At 40.0% G+C, this 19,384-nt stretch carries 17 protein-coding genes; all 17 read right to left on the bottom strand.

Annotated features, from left to right (window positions below; translation table 11 throughout):
• Positions 1–431, bottom strand: a 431-nt coding sequence (rodZ, locus tag INT04_RS03865) for a cytoskeleton protein RodZ (RefSeq protein WP_193014827.1), incomplete at its 3' end; no start/stop codon positions are given.
• 74 nt (positions 432–505) lie between these two features.
• Positions 506–940 (bottom strand): hypothetical protein, encoded by a 435-nt coding sequence (locus INT04_RS03860; RefSeq protein ID WP_193014826.1) that lies wholly within the window; start codon positions 938–940, stop codon positions 506–508.
• Between the two features lie 88 nt (positions 941–1,028).
• Positions 1,029–2,210: a bifunctional tRNA (adenosine(37)-C2)-methyltransferase TrmG/ribosomal RNA large subunit methyltransferase RlmN gene (locus INT04_RS03855; RefSeq protein WP_226893957.1), complete on the bottom strand. Its 1,182-nt coding sequence runs from the start codon at positions 2,208–2,210 to the stop codon at positions 1,029–1,031.
• Between the two features lie 155 nt (positions 2,211–2,365).
• On the bottom strand, positions 2,366–2,791 hold the full coding sequence (gene ndk, locus INT04_RS03850) for a nucleoside-diphosphate kinase (protein WP_193014825.1): 426 nt from the start codon (positions 2,789–2,791) through the stop codon (positions 2,366–2,368).
• 343 nt (positions 2,792–3,134) lie between these two features.
• Entirely contained in the window at positions 3,135–5,456 is a 2,322-nt protein-coding gene (gene pbpC, locus INT04_RS03845) for a peptidoglycan glycosyltransferase PbpC (protein ID WP_193014824.1), read from the bottom strand.
• Positions 5,457–5,504: 48 nt separating this feature from the next.
• Entirely contained in the window at positions 5,505–10,598 is a 5,094-nt protein-coding gene (locus INT04_RS03840; protein ID WP_193014823.1) for an alpha-2-macroglobulin family protein, read from the bottom strand.
• A gap of 294 nt (positions 10,599–10,892) precedes the next feature.
• Entirely contained in the window at positions 10,893–11,318 is a 426-nt protein-coding gene (locus INT04_RS03835; RefSeq protein ID WP_193014822.1) for an enhanced serine sensitivity protein SseB C-terminal domain-containing protein, read from the bottom strand.
• A 27-nt stretch (positions 11,319–11,345) separates the two neighbouring features.
• Complete coding sequence (gene pepB, locus INT04_RS03830) at positions 11,346–12,641, bottom strand: aminopeptidase PepB (protein ID WP_193014821.1); 1,296 nt, start codon at positions 12,639–12,641, stop codon at positions 11,346–11,348.
• A 283-nt stretch (positions 12,642–12,924) separates the two neighbouring features.
• Positions 12,925–13,119 (bottom strand): Fe-S cluster assembly protein IscX, encoded by a 195-nt coding sequence (gene iscX / locus INT04_RS03825; RefSeq protein WP_193014820.1) that lies wholly within the window; start codon positions 13,117–13,119, stop codon positions 12,925–12,927.
• A 15-nt stretch (positions 13,120–13,134) separates the two neighbouring features.
• Complete coding sequence (fdx, locus tag INT04_RS03820; RefSeq protein WP_193014819.1) at positions 13,135–13,470, bottom strand: ISC system 2Fe-2S type ferredoxin; 336 nt, start codon at positions 13,468–13,470, stop codon at positions 13,135–13,137.
• A gap of 2 nt (positions 13,471–13,472) precedes the next feature.
• A complete protein-coding gene (hscA, locus tag INT04_RS03815) occupies positions 13,473–15,323 on the bottom strand; it encodes a Fe-S protein assembly chaperone HscA (RefSeq protein WP_193014818.1) in 1,851 nt (616 codons plus the stop codon).
• A gap of 11 nt (positions 15,324–15,334) precedes the next feature.
• Positions 15,335–15,856 (bottom strand): co-chaperone HscB, encoded by a 522-nt coding sequence (gene hscB, locus INT04_RS03810; RefSeq protein ID WP_193014817.1) that lies wholly within the window; start codon positions 15,854–15,856, stop codon positions 15,335–15,337.
• Positions 15,857–15,904: 48 nt separating this feature from the next.
• Positions 15,905–16,228 carry an iron-sulfur cluster assembly protein IscA gene (iscA, locus tag INT04_RS03805; protein ID WP_036935396.1) on the bottom strand — a complete coding sequence of 108 codons (324 nt, stop codon included), beginning with the start codon at positions 16,226–16,228 and terminating at the stop codon, positions 15,905–15,907.
• Between the two features lie 88 nt (positions 16,229–16,316).
• Complete coding sequence (iscU, locus tag INT04_RS03800) at positions 16,317–16,703, bottom strand: Fe-S cluster assembly scaffold IscU (protein WP_036935393.1); 387 nt, start codon at positions 16,701–16,703, stop codon at positions 16,317–16,319.
• A 24-nt stretch (positions 16,704–16,727) separates the two neighbouring features.
• Positions 16,728–17,942, bottom strand: coding sequence for an IscS subfamily cysteine desulfurase (locus INT04_RS03795; protein ID WP_193014816.1), 1,215 nt, complete (start codon positions 17,940–17,942; stop codon positions 16,728–16,730).
• A 67-nt stretch (positions 17,943–18,009) separates the two neighbouring features.
• Complete coding sequence (gene iscR, locus INT04_RS03790) at positions 18,010–18,504, bottom strand: Fe-S cluster assembly transcriptional regulator IscR (protein WP_193014815.1); 495 nt, start codon at positions 18,502–18,504, stop codon at positions 18,010–18,012.
• 131 nt (positions 18,505–18,635) lie between these two features.
• The gene (gene trmJ / locus INT04_RS03785; RefSeq protein WP_193014835.1) at positions 18,636–19,364 is read right to left on the bottom strand and encodes a tRNA (cytosine(32)/uridine(32)-2'-O)-methyltransferase TrmJ; all 729 of its coding nucleotides are present in this window, start codon (positions 19,362–19,364) and stop codon (positions 18,636–18,638) included.
• Positions 19,365–19,384 lie beyond the last annotated feature (20 nt).

The following is a 19,384-nucleotide window of genomic DNA, read 5'->3' as shown; positions in this document are numbered from 1 at the left end:
GAGACTAATTCTTGTTGATCTGCTTGATGCCCTTGCCACCACCAAACCCCCACTAATGCAACCATTACAATCAAAATTACCCACGTAATTTTCATCAGCCAACCTTCACGTTTCTTGTGACGTTTACCTAATGAATAATTTTGTGTGGTTGTCATTCTAATTTGTTTAACGGGGGCTTGCTGGTCGATAAAACCAAGAATTTCTTGTTCAGGAACACCCACTAACTTAGCATATGAACGCATATATCCGCGTAAAAATGTGGGCGCTATATCAGAAGAAACAGAGTCTGTTTCAATTTCGCGCACTGTTGATAACTTCAAACAAAGTCGATCCGCAACAGTTTGTTGTGTTAGCCCCACCTTTTCTCGTGCCTGACGTAAAAGTTGACCTGCTGTTAATTTCACTTCTTCGGTTTTGTTTTCAGTATTCATTAGCAATCTAGGCACTGTGGCTATTGGATGTTTAACATTGATGAACTCGCAAAAGCACAAAGTACCTTAACGTATCACCGCGAATTTTTTGATATTTTATTATCACCTTGCTGGCAAACCAAATAATCTGGCGGTATATCCTCAATTAACACACTATTATTGTTTAATAGATTTTGTTCACAAAGGAAATTACCATAAAGCCTTAATACATTAACATTTACTGGCTTCGACTTCATCGCTAATTTGTAATAATCTAACGCCTGAATAGAATTTCCCATTAACTGCAATGTTAACGCCATTCCTAAATTAGCATCAGAGTGATTTGGCATCACTGATAACACTTTTTGGAAATGGTATTGTGCTATTTGGTATTGTTGCTCGGCTAAATAAGCATCACCTAATTGTAAACGCGTAGACACTGCAACACGTTCTTGATTGGCTGGTGATCGGCAACCTAATACCAATAACACCAAGCCAATAGTAATTACTACTGATGATATCCTTATCATCATTATATTCCTCAAATATATTCATCCTTGTTCTCTCTACATTGCAATTATGTAATACACTTCACAAAGAAAGAGATGTGCAACTGTATCAGACTGCTTTTACTGAAATTAGTTCACCTTGTTGGCGTTTTTTCAGCGTGCGTTTTGTACGATCAATAACATCGCCAGCAAGCTGTCCACACGCTGCATCAATATCGTCACCACGTGTTTTACGTACAATTGTGGTAAAGCCATATTCCATTAATACTTTAGAAAAACGATCAATACGGCTATTAGAACTGCGTCCATAAGGCGCGCCTGGGAACGGGTTCCATGGAATTAAGTTAATTTTACACGGCGTGTCTTTTAAAAGTTCAGCTAATTGGTGAGCTTGTTCTGTGCTGTCATTAATATGATCAAGCATGACATACTCAATAGTCACACGCCCTTGGTTCGCATTTGATTTAGCAATATAACGGCGAACACCTTCAAGAAACATCTCAATATTATATTTCTTGTTAATTGGAACGATTTCATCACGAATATCATCGGTTGGTGCATGTAATGAAATAGCTAAGGCAACATCAACGGCATCACCCAATTTATCTAATGCAGGTACAACACCTGATGTAGAAACAGTGACACGACGTTTAGATAAACCAAAACCAAAATCATCCATCATGATTTCAAGTGCTGGAATAACATTATTCAAATTCAGTAACGGTTCCCCCATTCCCATCATAACAACGTTAGTAATAGGACGACGACCAGTCTCTTTCAATGAACCTATAATTTTTGCAGCACGCCAAACTTGCCCAATAATTTCAGACACTTTAAGGTTACGATTAAAACCTTGCTGAGCTGTTGAACAGAATTTACACTCTAATGCGCAACCCACTTGTGATGAAACACATAATGTTGCTCGATCATCTTCTGGAATATAAACCGTTTCCACTTGTTGATCGCCAACCGTAATCGCCCATTTAATCGTGCCATCTGTTGAACGTTGTTCTTCAGAAACTTCAGGTGCTTTAATTTCAGCAATTTCTTTTAATTTATTGCGTAACACCTTATTGATATCTGTCATTTGATCAAAATCGTCGTAACAGTAGTGGTACATCCACTTCATAATTTGATCAGCACGGAATGGTTTTTCGCCCATAGAGACAAAAAGCTCACGCATCTGTTTACGATTTAAATCTAACAGATTAATTTTAGTTTTTTGATTCACAGTATTTTCTTTAGAAACAGCGACAGAAGCGCTTGGCGCTGGAGTGGTAGATTGGGTCATGACATTGCCTCGTTGTTACACTATGCGGCCTGCATTAGCATTGATGCTAATGGGATACTCTATATTTGTATAATTTTACAATAAGAAAAAACGCCCTGTTGATTATCAAACAGGGCGTCGCATTGTACTGTTTTTCGCGTAGAGATGCTAATAAATTAGCGCGCGCAAACTTCATCTTCAGTGAAGAAATACGCGATTTCGCGTGCCGCTGAAGCGTCTGAATCTGAACCGTGTACTGCATTTTCAGTAAAGCTGTCAGCGTAATCTGCGCGTAATGTGCCTGCTAATGCGTTATCTGGGTTAGTTGCACCCATCAGATCACGGTGGCGTTGAATTGCATTTTCACCTTCTAACACTTGCACCATGATTGGGCCTGAAGTCATGAACTCGACTAAACCATCAAAGAAAGGACGGCCTTTGTGTTCTTCATAAAAGCCTTCAGCTTGTTCACGTGTTAAATGCAACATCTTTGCGCCAATAATTCGAAAACCTGCACTTTCAAAACGATGATAGATAGCACCGATAACGTTCTTTTTCACAGCATTTGGTTTGATAATAGAAAATGTGCGCTGAATAGCCATGCCTTACCTCTAAATTATTTTATTAATGATAACTTTTGTTATCTCTTTTATCACAGATCATGGAAAAACGAATTAATACCGCATTCCCTGCAAAAAATAAGGGCTCGATTATAGGAGGATAAAAATAAATTGCACAGATTGAATACCTATTTTTTTAAAAAACTGTGGCAAAAAAGTTATAAATTATCGTTCTAATCACATTTTTACCCTTTTCTATGCTCAAACTTAAAAACAAGGATGAAAAAGAACTGAAATCACGCACACAAGTACATGCTTTTATTTTCATTAAAACATTTATTTTAGTTAAAAATCACTCAGTTCTCATTTATCTTATTCTTTCAGTTTAACGGAATATAAAATTAACCATATCCGTTTGACCACTTAGATCAAGCACCGATAATTGGTATTTACCTCGTTTTTCTAATAAATAAGAGAACGTTTCACCGTTTTCTGTCTTCCCTATTTGTTCACCATTTAAAAACCACCACTGCATACCACTTCCTCCTTGAGTAGAAACGGTTATCTCAAGGTTAGTTTCCCCAGGTAAAGGCCTTAATAAATCGCCAGCACGAATACCTGAAATAAACAGTGGAATATTATCTTCTTTAATGGGTGGACATGTTTGAGAAATCGGTGGTAATCGTCTGGCTCTGCGCTCTTTTTCAGGTAACCACGCATCTAATGCAATTGGCCACAATGCAATATCTTTTAGCTCCGCATTAGGGCAATTAGGCCCTGTACGTTTCCCCTCTTTATCTAACCAAATTTTTTCATTTATTCCTAATAGCCCTTCTTGACTGTCATTCAATAAGGTTGGTGGAATGGTATTATCTAAAATCCAACTACGACGATTCACTCTACAATTACTATCTTCTTTTGGTAATGCTTTACCTGTCGGCCAACAGATGGTTGCTGCTGACACGCTATTGGGGCGTAAATCTGTTGGTGGTCGTTGCTTATTTTGATAGAAATAACCTGTTAGCAAATTATTGACTTGATTCATAATAGGCACAGCTGTTGCAAAACCAAATTGCCCCGCAACAGGTGACCCATCGGGTCTGCCTACCCACACGCCAATGGTATAACGGGCATTAACACCAATAGACCATGCATCACGATAACCATAACTTGTGCCCGTTTTCCAAGCTAAAGGAACAACTGGCGAGATTGCGCTATCAGGTCGTGGCCTTGCTTCTCCCGCTAAAATACGTCTTGTGATCCACGCTGAGCCCGCTGACATCAACACACGATTTTCAATAACTTGTTCGGGTTTAAAACGTAAAGGTGCTGTTTTCCCTTGCCTTGCCAACGCACTAAAGGCAGAAACAAGTTCATCCATTCGTGTTGCTGTTCCTCCTAAAATTAGCGCTAAATTAGGCTCTGAACCATAAGGAAAGCGCATTTCAAGATGATTGTGACGTAGTTTTGCCGCAAATCTTTTTGCACCATAGACTTCGATTAGTTGTACCGCAGGTAAATTCAAAGAGCGACTTAATGCCTCACTGGCGCTTACCGCACCATTAAAACCCGAATCAAAATTACCGGGGCGATAATTATCAAATCGACGAGGAACATCTTGTAAGAGTGATTCTGCATGAATAAGCCCTTCATCTAATGCAAGCGCATAAATAAATGGCTTTAATGTTGAACCCGGCGAGCGCCATGCGCTGATCATATCGACATGACCAAAACGTGAATTATCATTAAAGTCAGCAGAGCCGACATACCCTTTTACACTCATATCTGTATGGTCAACAACGAGAATAGCCAAAGACGTTTTGTCTGCTAACTGATATTTCCATTGGTTTGCAATATCTTCAAGCTGCCGTTGAATATTAATATCAATGGTTGTTGTGATAACAGGATCTCGCTTTTCATTATACATACGGCGAGCAAGCAAGGGAGCTAATTGTGGCGTTTGTCTTGGCGCTAATAGAATCTGTTCTTCTTTGATTTCACTAACTTTTTCTTGTGACCATATCTGATATTCTGCCAGTCTATCTAGCACTTTATCACGGGCAGCTTGAGCTCGTTCAGGATATCTATCAGGTCGCAAACGACTGGGTGCTTGAGGCAATACCGCCATTAATGTCGCTTCACCTGCGGATAAATCAGCGGGAGATTTACCTAAATAAGCCCAACTTGCTGCGCCAATACCTTCTAAAGTCCCGCCAAAGGGAGCTCTGTTCAGATAAATTTCAAGTATTTCATCTTTCGAGTAATACCACTCTAATTGTAGCGTGCGCCAAAGCTGCTTGATCTTTCCGCCTAAAGTTCGAGAGTGAGGATCAATAAGGCGAGCTACTTGCATTGATAATGTACTTCCCCCTGACACAATTCTTCCTGAGCTTAAGTCCTGCCATGCTGCACGTAATATCGCCATCGGATTGACACCGGGATGTTGATAAAACCAGCGATCTTCATACGTAATTAGGGCTTCTAAATATTCAGGAGAAACATCAGCAAGTTTGACATGATAACGCCACACTCCTTCTTTATCAGCAAAACGCCAAAGAGGTGTACCATCTTGCGCTGTCACAATCGTCGCAATTTGAGGTTCAGGATCGGGGAGAGGCCAAATCTTATCTGTAATCCAAGCTAAAATAGGCGTTGCTAGCAGAAAAATAATGATAACAACAATAAGGCGTTTATATCCTAGTTTCATTCAATCACTCAAAGGAAAAAGCCCTTTCAAAAGAAAGGGCTACAAGATTTAAGGAACAACATCAATCTTGGCTTCTGTTGATCCTATTGCACGCCAGTAAGGTACATACATAGATTCAACTTGTGGAGGGGGTACTTGATAGCTACCTGGTGTCACTGCTCTTGCTAAATAGAGTAATGTCGTTGGACGATATCTATCAACAGAGACGGCCGCAACAAAACGGTCATCGCGATATTCAAGGTGCTTGATATTTGCTTGACCCATATCGTCGATAAACTCCTGCAAGTCAGCGGCACTGTCGCTTAAGCTTGCACTGCTTGATGCTAAGTTTTGATTTTCGATTTCAAGACCCGCAGGTAATAAATCAACAACTAATGCATCTGGCACATCTCTATCGGCTGAAACTTCCAGTTTCACCACCAGCATTTCACCACTTTGTAAGCGATTAGGGTGAACACGATTGCCTTTCAAGTCGTAGTAACTACGATGAACATTTAACACATTGCTATAAGGAGCAGGAGCCACTTTCGGATAGCCCACGATATTCATACGAGAATAAATTGCGGCACCACCTCGGTTGTTTAACTCTAACCCTTCTTGTAACTGTGTTGATGTTAATGTTTCATTCACAGCGCGATCACTACTAATTGCAGGGACTTGGCGATTTACCACAACTTCCCAAGGCTGTTCTGCCATATTAATAAAGAAGCGCCCAGCAAGGTAGAGTGAATTACTTTCTTGGGTTGAGAACCATTCACGCCCCGTTAAGTTATCCGATAAAGTCATTACACTGGCATCTCGAGATTGTGTTTCAAGATTGTTTTCACTCAATAAAGCAATGATTAATGCTTGATCTCGAATAACACTGCCGTAATCACCCAATCCATAATTATATTTACGGGTTGTTGTGACACCTTCAGCAATTAAGCCCTCTGCACGACTATTATCACCCATCAGTTTTAATGCAATACCTAATTGAACTAATGCTAAACCACTTCCAGCTTCATTACGTTCAAGATAAAGGCGACGTAATTCACCTAAAGGTGCTTTCTGCTGATTCGCTAACACTAACGCGGCATAAGCTCTTGCAGAGAAACGAGCCGCATCTTGATTAACAGCATATTCATAGTTAACTAAGCTTTTATCTTGTAAATAACGTAATAAGCGATCATTTGCACGTTTTAATGCATCTGCAGGAACCGCATAGCCTTGCTGTGAAGCGCGGAATAAGAAGTCGGTTGCATACGCAGTTAACCAATATTCTTCACGTCCACCTTGGCTCCATAAAGAGAATCCGCCTTCCGCTTTTTGCATTGTTAACAGATGAGCAATACCTTTCTCAATAGCGACTTTTCTATCTGCGTCAGTTTGTGTTTTAATCCCTAATTGCTTCAACTCTTTCTCTGTTGAATATAACGATGGATAAAGCCCACTGACCGTTTGTTCTAAGCAACCATAAGGGTAAGCAAACAGTTCTCTAACATAACGTGCAACTTGTAATGGAGGGCGACTTGTCAGTAATAATTCACCTTCAAGTGTTGAGCTATTAAAGCGATTTAATAGCTCTGTTGGTAAACGCCATGTTTCACCATCTTGTAATGTACTTGCATAGTGAAGTGTTTCTGCTGGATAAGCTGGGCGTACACCAATATTCCAAGAGTTGTGGTAAGGTTTAATCTCTTCACCGGGTACTTTAATACCATATATAGACAGTGAGAACTCACCTTGACCAAAGCCATGCTTCGCTTTTACTGGGATTTGAATTTGTGTACGTTCACCTTTTGTCAGTGAAACCGTTTTACTTTCTGCCCCCCCTAATCCAACCAAACCTGATGCAGTGTAATTTAAGGTTATAGACTGTGCATCATCAGTAAGATTGGTTAAATCTAAAGATAACAGTGCATTATCACCACCTGCCATAAAACGAGGTAATGAAAGCTGAGTGACTAAAGGTGCAGCAATAACCACTTTACCTTCTTGGCTACCAAATTTATCTGCAGTCCAAGCTTGCGCCATTAAACGTACTTCACCATTAAATTCAGGAATAGGCAGAGAAACCTCGCCCTCACCTTGCGCATTTAATTTTACAGGTGCCGTTTGTTGAGCAATGATTTGTACATCTGTTAATGGCTTTTTGCCACCACGAGATAGCGCAGCGGCTTCGCCACCATCACCACCAAAACGCAGATTGGCTAAACGACCTTGCCCTTCAATTAATTGTCCATAAACATCATATTGATCAATGCTATAACGTTTACGGCCAAAGAAAGCATCGTAAGGATCGGGCGTTTTGTACTCTGTGATATTTAATACACCCGTATCCACCGCAGAAACTAAAACATTAATATTTTCTGGTAATGGCTGACCTGCAACTGGATTCGCTTTAATGCGGATTTTTAAATCCTGATTAGGACGAATTTTTTCAGGCGCATCAAGTGAAATATCAATACGACGGTTTTTATCTTGTAATGGTAAATGCAAAATACCAACAGCACGTTTTACAGTCGCTTGTTTTGATGTATCACCCGGTCTTACGACAACAGAGGTGAGATAGAGATCGTGTCTTGCCCACTCTTTATTAATAGGCACTTCAACATCGAGTCCTTTTTCTGGCACATCAATTTCTTGCCACCATAAAGGCCCATTACTGGATTCTAATAAGACATAACCTTTACCCGGATGAGGTGCAACAATATTTAGTTTCACTTTCTCGCCCGGCAAATAACCTTCTTTATCCAGCTTTAGTTTAACTTGATCTGGCCTTACTGCCCCAGTTCCACCTGTATTATCCATCCAAGAATAACCTGCCCAGAAGCGTAAGCTACTGACCAATTCTGTTTTAGGATCGACCACTTCAATACGGTAAGAGCCCCATTCAACAGGGAACGCTACTTTTGCAGTGCCATCTTTGGCTATTTTGACGGTTTGTTCATCCATTTGTAGATCTTTTTCGTTATAGCCAGATTCCCAGCCATTCGAACTAGACCAACGCCAGTAATAATCATGGCGCTCATAGATAAACTTCACTTTAAGATCATTAGCGGGTAGTTTTTTACCGTCTTGATCGGTATAGACAATTTCAAATTCAGCCATTGAGTTTTCATCAACGCTGTAACCTGATTTATATTTGTCTGTACGGTAATCATAAACTTCTTTTTTAGGGAAAACTGGACGAATACCCGCTAGGTGTGTGGCAGGCCAAACGGCTTGTTGGTAACGGCGAGTGACAGGTCGTCCCCCCGCTTCAAGTAGGCTTGCTTGTAAAATAATATTGATTGGCGATTTCAGCTCAGCATAGCGATCACTATCAACACTTAATTCACCTTGACCATCAGAGTCTAAATTAAGCTCGAACTCATCCAGTAAACGGCTGAAGTTTTCGTCTTTAACTGCACCAAACTCATAACCGGGTAATTTACTGACCGCTTCACGAGATGCTTTTAAGAAAACTTGTCCTTGTAAACGGTTATCTGCGGCAGGCGCACCGTAAAGATAACGTCCTTCAAGATCAAAATATGCATCGTTACCACTGAGTAAAATACCTTTTTTACCTGTGATGACTAATGCCATACGTTCTGGCATAAAGTCTTCAACTTGGAACTCATAGAATCGAGGTGTTCCATCACCGATATCAAAACGTAAGGTACGTGTGCCCGTATTTTCATCAGCAGGAATAACTAATTTTAACTGATAAAGTCCGTTTTCTGGTTGCCATACAAAGCTACGTGAAACTTGCCCGTCTGTTTTGAGTAAATCTACTTTAACAGGTTGTTCTTTAATTGGATTACCGTCACCGTCACGCAGTAACGCATTAACAATTAAGGTTTCGCCAGGACGATAAAGATCACGAGGACCAAAGGCAAAAAATTGTTTGCTATAACCTTGAGGGCCACCGATATCAAACTCAGAAAGATCAAGTGCAGGTTTACGCAAATCAATCATGCTGGTTTGCCCATCACGAATCGCCATTAATAAACGTGCTTTATCACTTTTCTCAAGTGTGGCATGCCCTTGGCTATCAGTTTGCGTTTTCGAAATTAAACCACCTTTTTCATCTAATAGGCGAATTTCTACTTTATTTAACGCAGAACCATTTTTAAGTGATTGAGTGAAAATATCTAGTGTATCAAGATAACTGTGCATCGACAGCCCGATATCACTAAATGTGAATACCGTTGCTGGCACTGTATAAGAGTACTTACCCGCTTGTTGCATCACTGCAATATAAGCACCTTCTTTTTTCAGGGCATCTATTGATTTTAGTGGTAGTAATACATTTTCACGGGTATTTTTTTCTGTATTTAGCTCAAAGCGGCCGGTATAAACTAAGTCAGCTTGAGATAAAAATTCATCAGATTCCCAATAGTTAATATTGGAACGACTTTCCCATTGTGTTAAGAATTGAGCCAATTGTTCATCTTTTACACGGAAGAAATTAACATCAACTTGATCCACATTTAAGGCAATGATCGGTAAGCCTTCTGCGGCTTCCAGTGGCAGTAATGAGCCTTTGCTAGTAAAACCCACTGAAGGAAAAATTTCTTCCGTAGTGACTTTTTGGCTAAAAGGCGTTGTTAATGTACGTTCATTAATGCCTTTAATTTTATCATCAATCGTTAAATTTAATTCTGTTGATGGGGGTAAATGACGGAATCGCAGTTCCATTAAATTGTCTGATAATTCCCACGCACCTTCTAATTTCCCTTTTTTGGTATCAACAAGGTGAATGACATTATCAAACTTTTGGTCAGGATCAAGCGGTACAGAGAAAGTAACAACCATGGTGCTCGCACCATCACGTTGTAATTCAGATGCATCTAATACAGTGACCTCTTTTCCTGCAAAACGCATAGCCAACTCATCACGGACTGCTTTGCTTTTTAATGCAGTTTCATTATTCGTTTTTGTTGTAACTGCTGATTTTTCGCTAGTTTGAGTGGCTGTATCCGATGTATTTTGAACAGTATTTTTTTGCTCAGTTGTTTGTACATTTTGCGCTTTATCTGTTGTTGACGAGCTTTCATCAGCTTTGTCATCACAACCAGTCAGTGCCAACGCAGACGCCAATACAACAGCAAGAGAACACCAACGATAGCCTCTCTTTTCTGTGTATTGTCTAAATTGGTTTTGATTCATATCCATTTCCTTTAAATTCAACCCCTGAATAATGCGATGTTTTATGCAGGCCGGGCAGTGATAATATAGATTTTTCTTTGTTCTAATAAGATAAAAAGTAACAATATTGGCTATATTTTATCGAATCATACGAAATTCTTTACAGCACGAAATCGCCTTATTTTTACTTTAAAAATAAAGTTCATTTAAAACAAAATATTATGTAAATATAAAAACAATTTATTAATTTAGCCAATTCTCTATTATAGGATAAAAAAAAGCGATATCTGATGAGATATCGCCTAATTTTAGAGAAGGTGATTAGGTATTTAAATTAACAATTGGAATACCCTTTCTTAGGAAACCGCCCAGTTTACGTTGATAAAAAGGTGATACGTGGTGGATCATAAAATGACTCACCCCTTTTTCATCTTTATTAACAAAGCAAAAATCAAGGGATTGCCCTTCTTCTAGATATTCAAAAGCAGATTCTGCAGCGTGTGGGAGTATCTGCGCAATAACGTCTTCGCTTCCAGTTATCTCTAAACCAATAAGATAAAATATGTCTTCATTATCTTGCTCCTGTGCATTAACAATAAAAGCACGACGAATAGGTTTATGTTCACCAAAAAATTCGCTTAATGCCATTGTCAATTTTTCAGGTTGTGGTTCTAGTACACTTAATTTTAGAGAAGAACCTTCAACAGAAACAATTTCTTGAGTCTCAAATTGTTCAGATACATCCATGACAAACTCCAAATCTAATAACGTTTATTATTTTGCTTTTGCTAATAACAGATTTGCGATAGAACGGACACCGTAACCTGTTGCACCTGCTGCCCACTGTTCTACAGACGATTTTCTATAGGTTGCTGAACAATCGATATGTACCCAACCTTTTTTATAGTCAGACACAAAGTGCGATAAGAAAGCAGCTGCTGTACTTGCACCCGCAGTATGAGAAGGTGCCGCAATATTATTCAAATCAGCGAAACTTGAAGGCAATTGGCTACGGTGGAAATCAGCTAATGGTAAACGCCAGAACAGCTCATTTTCTTGCTCAGCACTGGCAAGTAACTCGGTGGCTAATTTATCATCGAAACTCAATACTGAATGGTAGTCATTACCTACTGCAACTTTAGCAGCACCCGTTAATGTCGCGGCATCAATAATCAGTTCTGGTGCAATATTGCTTGCATCAATTAAGCCATCTGCTAATACTAAACGCCCTTCAGCATCTGTATTCATAATTTCAACTGATTTACCATTACGGTAACGAATAATATCACCCAGCTTAAAGGCATTACCGCTAACCATGTTATCTGCGATACACAGCAGTAGTTTTACACGTTTATTTAAACCACGAGTAATGGCTAATGCTAACGCACCCGCTAACGTTGCAGCCCCCCCCATATCAGCTTTCATTGAATTCATTGATGATGAAGGTTTAATGCTATAACCGCCTGAGTCAAAAGTAATACCTTTACCCACTAAGCAAGCAAATACAGGGGCATTACTGTCTTGGGTTGGGTTGAAATCAAGTGTTAAATAAACTGGATCACGAGAAGAACCACGACCTACCGTATAAATACCCGCATAGTTCTGATCTCGTAGATCAACGCCTTTGGTGATTTTGTAACTAATATCTTCTTTATCAAGACCACAGAAAAGATCAACTGTGCGCTGTGCAAGTTGTTCTGGCCCTAACTCTTCTGCGGGTGTATTAATGGTGTCTCTAACCCAATCAACGATGCGAATGCGTGATTCTAATTCGTGTTTATCCGCGTCATCGAGTTGTGGCCATTCGATTGAACGTGCCCCTTTAGGTGCTCTAAAACCTAACCAGAAAGCCCAGCTACGTTCTAAATCCCAGCCATCACCAACAAGTGCAACATTGCGAATACCTTGACCATCAACTTTACGTCCACCACGCTGAATAGCGCCTAAACGGTTTTCTTCCGTTAAATGGAGGGTCATGCCTGTTTCGCTCGTGCTAATTAGTGCTCTTTCACCCCAACATGCTGCTGCAGGTTCATTAGACAGCATGATAGGCATAATTTGTTTATTCATTTATTGTCTCACTTATTATTACTTGGTGGCAGTTAACCTATTCAGACTACCAGATATTTGCCTTTTAGCGTGATCAATTTACTGCAAAAACCAAGCAGTCACCATCATCATTCAGTGATAAAGAGTACTTGCACTGTGTTCTACGAAAAACCTCTCATAACAAATCGCTAAAACATCCCTCTTAGGAGGTATTTTAAAATCGATTAGTCAATTAAATGCTCAGCCCTATAATGCAAAAAGACCGGCAATTTTAGCCAGTCTTTTTTATTTGTTATGCAATCAATTATTCAAACTCATCAAGCCAAACAAGTAAGATCGCTTCAAGCACTTTTTCATTTGATTTTTGTGGATCATCATCAAAATCATCTAAATCACAGATCCACTGATGCATATCTGTAAAGCGCACAGTCTTAGGATCAGTGTCAGGGTAAAGATCAAATAATGCTTCCCCTATTTCACGAGTATCACTCCATTTCATGCTGGGCTCCTAAAATTAGTGCTCTCTTGCGTGGTTAATCGAATATTTAGGAATTTCAACAACTAAATCTTCGTCAGTCACTTTAGCTTGGCAACTTAAGCGACTTTCAGGCTCTAAACCCCATGCTTTATCTAGCATGTCGTCTTCAAGCTCTGAACTCTCTTCTAGTGAATCAAAACCTTCTCGTACCACACAGTGGCAGGTTGTACATGCGCAAGACATTTCACAAGCATGTTCAATCTCAATACCATTCCGTAATGCAACATCAAGAATTGATTCACCTTCTGTTGCATCAACAACAGCACCTTCAGGGCACAGTGAGCTATGGGGTAAAAATACAATTTTAGGCATAGTTATATCTCATCCACAGAATGACCTGCCAACGCTTGACGAATAGAAGAATCCATACGACGCGCTGCAAAATCCTGAGTTTGCTTATCCAGTAGTTTAATTGCGTTTTCAATGGCGACAGGATCTGTCCCTTCAACGCTCTCTATTAAGGTATCTACAACTTTGTCGATCGCGATTTTCTCATCTTCATTTAACAGATGAGCATCTTCTTCTAATGCTGCGGTTAAACTTTCTAACACGCGTGCTGCTTCGACTTTTTGCTCGGCTAGACGACGAGCTTGTAAATCTTCTTGGGCATTTTCCATCGAAGATTGGATCATCTTAGCAATCTCGATATCACTAAGACCATAAGACGGTTTAACTTGTACAGACGCTTCAACACCTGTTGATTTTTCCATTGCACTAACACTGAGTAAACCATCAGCATCTACTTGGAATGTCACACGAATATGTGCACCACCTGCTGCCATCGGTGGAATATCGCGTAATGTAAAACGAGCAAGAGAACGACAATCACTTACCATTTCACGCTCACCTTGAACAACGTGTACACTCATGGCAGTTTGACCATCTTTAAAGGTTGTAAATTCTTGCGCTCTAGCAACAGGGATCGTGGTATTACGCGGGATCACTTTCTCAACTAATCCACCCATTGTTTCTAAGCCAAGCGAAAGTGGAATAACGTCAAGTAGCAACATTTCACTATCAGGTTTATTCCCCACTAAAATATCGGCTTGAATAGAAGCGCCAATTGCAACCACTTTATCAGGATCGATAGACGTCAGCGGTTCACGTTTAAAATAGTCACCGACCATTTGACGAACTAGTGGAACGCGCGTTGAACCACCAACCATAACCACTTCTAACACATCATCAATTTCAATATCTGCGTCTTTTAATGCACGACGAACTGATAAAAGAGTGCGTTTTACTAAAGCGTGAATTAATGATTCAAATTCAGAGCGGGTAATTTCACCTTTCCAGCCATGGATAGTGATATCAGCGACATCATTATCACTTAATGCAATTTTAGTTTCTGATGCAACATCAAGCAATTGACGTTGTAATATCGCATCTTTTTGATGACCAAACCCTGCTCGTTCTCTTATCCAATCCGCCAACATTGTATCAAAATCATCGCCACCTAAAGCAGTGTCACCACCGGTTGCTAAGACTTCAAAAACACCTTTCGTTAAACGAAGAACAGAGATATCAAACGTACCGCCGCCTAAGTCATAAACAACAATGGTGCCTTCTTTTCCTGAATCTAAACCGTAAGCAATAGCCGCCGCTGTTGGCTCGTTTAATAAACGTAAAACATGCAAACCTGCGCGACGAGCCGCCTCTTTTGTGCCTTGGCGCTGAGCATCATCAAAATAAGCCGGTACGGTAACAACAACACCATCAAGTTCACCACCTAATGATTGTGTAGCACGCTCTGCCAATGTTTTTAAGATGTCAGAAGAGACTTGGATCGGATCAACAATGCCTGCTGCTGTTTTAATTAACGGCAAGCCATTGTCATTCTCATGAAAATGATAAGGAAGGTTTGGATAACGACTTGTCACATCACTCAGTGAGCGACCGACCATTCTTTTAATTGAGCTTATCGTGTTAGCAGGATCTTTTTCTGCTTCTTTTTTAGCATTCCAACCAACATTGATATTATCAACTTGATACTGCACAACAGATGGCAATAAATAGCGACCTTCGCTGTCAGAAAGCGCTTCGGCTTGCCCACTACGTACAGTGGCAACTAGTGAGTGTGTCGTGCCTAAATCAATACCTGCTGCAAGTCGGCGCTGATGTGGTGCAGGCATTTGACCTGGTTCACTAATTTGTAATAATGACATAATAGTTTCCCTTAAAAACCATCAAACAAGCGTTCTTCAAGTTGCTCGACTTGCTCTTTTAATTTTGTAAGAAAACGTAATTTTCTTACATTATCAGCCGCAATATCCCAAGTTTGGTTATCTAGCGTTTTGACCATTTCATCATGACGTACTGTGTACATTTTCTCTAAACGTGCCGAAAAATCAGCTAACAAACTTTCGGCATCAGCATTGTGCTCGATGTTATCCAGCTCTTCTCGTAAAGTGAGTTGTTCCATTAAAAATGCAGTATCGTGCATCGTTTGTTGCTCATTAGCAATATCGATACCGTGTAATGAGAGCATATATTCAGCTCTAGAGAGTGGATTTTTTAAGGTTTGATAAGCCTGATTAATTGTTGAAGCAAAAGAAATTGCTTGAACTTGCTCTTTATCAGATTTACCAACAAAACGATCAGGGTGATATTGGCGCTGCATATCTTGATAACGTGCAGCAAGTTGCTGTTTATCAATATCAAAACAATTAGGCATACCTAATAGTGTGAAATAGTCCATACATCTACTCTTGGATTAATTAACGTTAATACCGTGTTTTAACACAAATTACACAGTAAAGCTTTCACCACAACCACATTCATTTGACACATTTGGGTTGTTAAACTTAAAGCCTTCGTTTAATCCTTCTTTGACGAAATCAAGCTCAGTTCCATCTAAATAGACCATGCTTTTACCATCAATGATAACTTTCACACCTTTGTCTTCAAAAACAGTATCTTCGTCATTGATGACATCAGCAAACTCAAGAACATAAGCCATTCCAGAACAACCCGATGTTCTTACGCCTAAACGCAAACCTTCACCTTTACCACGATTAGACAGGAAAGAGCGGACACGATTAGCGGCGGATTCTGTAAGGGAAATTGACATGGCACACCTCACTCATAAAGAACGAAAGCGGATACTGAAAAAAGATTCAGCATCCGCCAATATTTTATTTTTTTATTATAAAAGACAATTACTTGCCTTGGCGTTTGCTTTTATAGTCTGCAATCGCTGCTTTTATTGCATCTTCTGCGAGAATTGAACAGTGGATCTTCACTGGTGGCAATTCTAATTCTTCTGCAATTGCAGTGTTCTTAATGGATTCAGCTTCATCTAATGTTTTGCCTTTCATCCATTCAGTTACCAGCGAACTTGATGCAATCGCTGAACCACAACCGTAAGTTTTAAAACGCGCATCTTCAATTACGCCGTTATCATCAACTTTAATTTGCAGTTTCATGACGTCACCACAAGCAGGTGCGCCGACCATACCACTTCCTACAGAAGGGTCGTTGTTATCAAATGAGCCCACGTTACGAGGGTTTTCATAATGATCAATTACTTTATCGCTATAAGCCATGATTTAACTCCTGAAAACGTCTGATTAATGGTGAGACCATTCGATACTGTTGATATCAACACCTTGTTTATGCATATCCCAAAGTGGCGAAAGATCACGTAAGCGACCAATTGCACTGTGGATTTGTTCAATTGCATAATCTATTTCTTCTTCTGTCGTGAAACGACCCAGAGAGAAACGAATAGAACTGTGTGCAAGTTCATCAGTTAAACCTAAAGCACGCAGTACATAAGAAGGTTCTAAGCTTGCTGAAGTACAGGCAGAGCCTGAAGAAACAGCAAGATCTTTCAGTGCCATCATTAATGATTCACCTTCAACATAATTGAAGCTCACATTAAGAATATTTGGCGCTGTGTGTTCTAAAGAACCGTTGATATAAACTTCTTCGATATCTTTAATGCCATTCCATAAACGTAAACGTAATTCGTTTAAGCGTTTAGTTTCATCAGCCATTTCTTCTTTCAAAATACGGTAAGCTTCGCCCATACCCACAATTTGGTGAACGGCTAATGTACCTGAACGCATACCACGCTCATGTCCACCACCATGCATTTGTGCTTCTAAACGAATGCGTGGTTTACGACGAACATAAAGTGCACCGATACCCATAGGACCGTAAACTTTATGTGCAGAAAGAGAAAGTAAATCAACTTTTAACGTAGAGAGATCAATCGGCAATTTACCAACGCTTTGTGTCGCATCTACATGGTAAATAATGCCTTTGCTACGGCACAGTTCACCAATAGCAGCAATATCTTGAACAACACCAATTTCATTGTTTACATGCATGATAGAGACTAGAATGGTATCTTCACGCATCGCTTCTTCAAGCTCTTTGAGGTCAATCAGACCATCTCTTTTTGGCGCTAAATAAGTGACGTCAAAACCTTCACGCTCAAGTTGGCGACAAGTGTCTAAAATCGCCTTATGTTCAGTTTTTGACGTGATGATGTGCTTACCTTTTTTCTGATAAAAGTTAGCAACACCTTTCAGTGCGAGGTTATCAGCTTCGGTTGCACCTGATGTGAATACAATTTCACGAGGATCAGCACCAATTAAATCAGCGATCTGATTACGTGCGATATCAATAGCTTCTTCTGCTTGCCAGCCAAAACGGTGTGAACGAGAAGCTGGGTTACCGAAAATGCCATCAATAGTCAGGCATTGCATCATTTTTTCAGCAACTCGTGGATCAACGGGTGTGGTTGCTGAATAATCTAGATAAATGGGTAATTTCATTGCTCACTAACTCCAAAGACGACAGATCTTCTTTAATAATTTTGTTTTTGCCTACTAGAGATCGCCGTTATACTCGCATATTAACAATGGTTTCTTGTAAACGACCATTTATTGCATGGCGTTTTCCATTGTCTTGACGATCGGCGACATCCATAACCTCTTCGTTATTCACTAACTCTTCAAGGCTGATACTGCTTAAGAAACTGGTTATACGATCACTTAAATCACGCCACAAAGTATGAGTCAGGCAACGATCGCCACCTTGACACCCTTCTTTGTTACCCTGGCAACGGGTAGCATCGACAGATTCATCAACCGCAGAAATAACTTGAGCAACAAAAATTTGTCCAGCATCGCGACCTAATAAATAGCCGCCACCAGGGCCTCGAACACTTGCAACTAATTCATTTTTACGCAAACGTGAAAAAAGCTGCTCAAGATAAGAAAGGGAAATCCCTTGACGCTCTGAAATATCGGCGAGGGGAACAGGGCCTTGCTGTGAATGCAATGCAACATCAAGCATTGCAGTAACTGCGTAACGCCCTTTTGATGTCAGTCTCATAACAAATACTCCGTGGTGAACAATAATCAAATTGTGTCATTCCCGAGTAATTTAGTCAACTATTTATCCGAGTGTTTTAGTCAAGTATTATACTCAGCAAAAAGTTGACTTATATTAATCAACTTTATCCGCTATTTCTTAGCCCATTTTTCAACAGACGTTAGAATACCACGTAAGATATGAAGCTCTTGTGTCTCTGGGCGCGCACGCGTAAATAGACGGCGTAAGCGGCTCATGATTTGCCCTGGGTGTTTAGGTCGAATAAAACCAGATTCATTAAGTACCTGCTCTAAGTGAACATAAAATCGTTCAATATCATCAGCTGGTGGATAATCAATCTCTAATGGGCTATTTTCCTCTTGTTTTTCTTCTTGAGCAAGCGCTGCCATGCGAATTTCATAACAAACAAGCTGAACAGCCATCGCTAAATTTAAAGAACCATATTCTGGGTTAGTCGGAACATATAGATGAAAATCACATTTTTGTAATTCTTCATTTGTTAAACCTGTGCGTTCGCGCCCAAAAATAACAGCAACAGGCTTATTTTTAGCTTCCATAATACAACGCTCGCCACATTCACGGGGGGCAAGCATTGGCCAAGGTAAAGTACGGCTACGCGCACTCGTTCCAATGACTAAACCACAACCTTCAATCGCTTCATCGATACTATCAACAATTTTTGCATTGCCAATAACATCACTTGCACCAGCAGATAGGGCAATAGAATGTGAATCTGGTTTTTCTTTTGGGTTAACAAAATAAAGGTTAGTCAACCCCATGGTTTTCATAGCGCGAGCTGCAGAGCCCATATTGCCTGTATGAGAGGTTTCTACTAGGATGATGCGAATATTCTCTAACATTGATTTCTTGTTAATTGCTT

Origin of the sequence: Proteus sp. FME41 (assembly GCF_014897315.1) — a bacterium.
Classification (GTDB): domain Bacteria; phylum Pseudomonadota; class Gammaproteobacteria; order Enterobacterales; family Enterobacteriaceae; genus Proteus.
Note: the sequence above shows the minus strand (reverse complement) of the source record. Positions and strands in the feature narration are given on the sequence as shown.

Bases quoted from the DNA above. Each gene is read 5' to 3' on its own strand.
- INT04_RS03860 (WP_193014826.1), bottom strand. From the start codon at position 940: ATGATAAGGATATCATCAGTAGTAATTACTATTGGCTTGGTGTTATTG.
- INT04_RS03855 (WP_226893957.1), bottom strand. From the start codon at position 2,210: ATGACCCAATCTACCACTCCAGCGCCAAGCGCTTCTGTCGCTGTTTCT.
- ndk (WP_193014825.1), bottom strand. From the start codon at position 2,791: ATGGCTATTCAGCGCACATTTTCTATTATCAAACCAAATGCTGTGAAA.
- pbpC (WP_193014824.1), bottom strand. From the start codon at position 5,456: ATGAAACTAGGATATAAACGCCTTATTGTTGTTATCATTATTTTTCTG.
- INT04_RS03840 (WP_193014823.1), bottom strand. From the start codon at position 10,598: ATGGATATGAATCAAAACCAATTTAGACAATACACAGAAAAGAGAGGC.
- INT04_RS03835 (WP_193014822.1), bottom strand. From the start codon at position 11,318: ATGGATGTATCTGAACAATTTGAGACTCAAGAAATTGTTTCTGTTGAA.
- pepB (WP_193014821.1), bottom strand. From the start codon at position 12,641: ATGAATAAACAAATTATGCCTATCATGCTGTCTAATGAACCTGCAGCA.
- iscX (WP_193014820.1), bottom strand. From the start codon at position 13,119: ATGAAATGGAGTGATACTCGTGAAATAGGGGAAGCATTATTTGATCTT.
- fdx (WP_193014819.1), bottom strand. From the start codon at position 13,470: ATGCCTAAAATTGTATTTTTACCCCATAGCTCACTGTGCCCTGAAGGT.
- hscA (WP_193014818.1), bottom strand. From the start codon at position 15,323: ATGTCATTATTACAAATTAGTGAACCAGGTCAAATGCCTGCACCACAT.
- hscB (WP_193014817.1), bottom strand. From the start codon at position 15,856: ATGGACTATTTCACACTATTAGGTATGCCTAATTGTTTTGATATTGAT.
- iscA (WP_036935396.1), bottom strand. From the start codon at position 16,228: ATGTCAATTTCCCTTACAGAATCCGCCGCTAATCGTGTCCGCTCTTTC.
- iscU (WP_036935393.1), bottom strand. From the start codon at position 16,703: ATGGCTTATAGCGATAAAGTAATTGATCATTATGAAAACCCTCGTAAC.
- INT04_RS03795 (WP_193014816.1), bottom strand. From the start codon at position 17,942: ATGAAATTACCCATTTATCTAGATTATTCAGCAACCACACCCGTTGAT.
- iscR (WP_193014815.1), bottom strand. From the start codon at position 18,504: ATGAGACTGACATCAAAAGGGCGTTACGCAGTTACTGCAATGCTTGAT.
- trmJ (WP_193014835.1), bottom strand. From the start codon at position 19,364: ATGTTAGAGAATATTCGCATCATCCTAGTAGAAACCTCTCATACAGGC.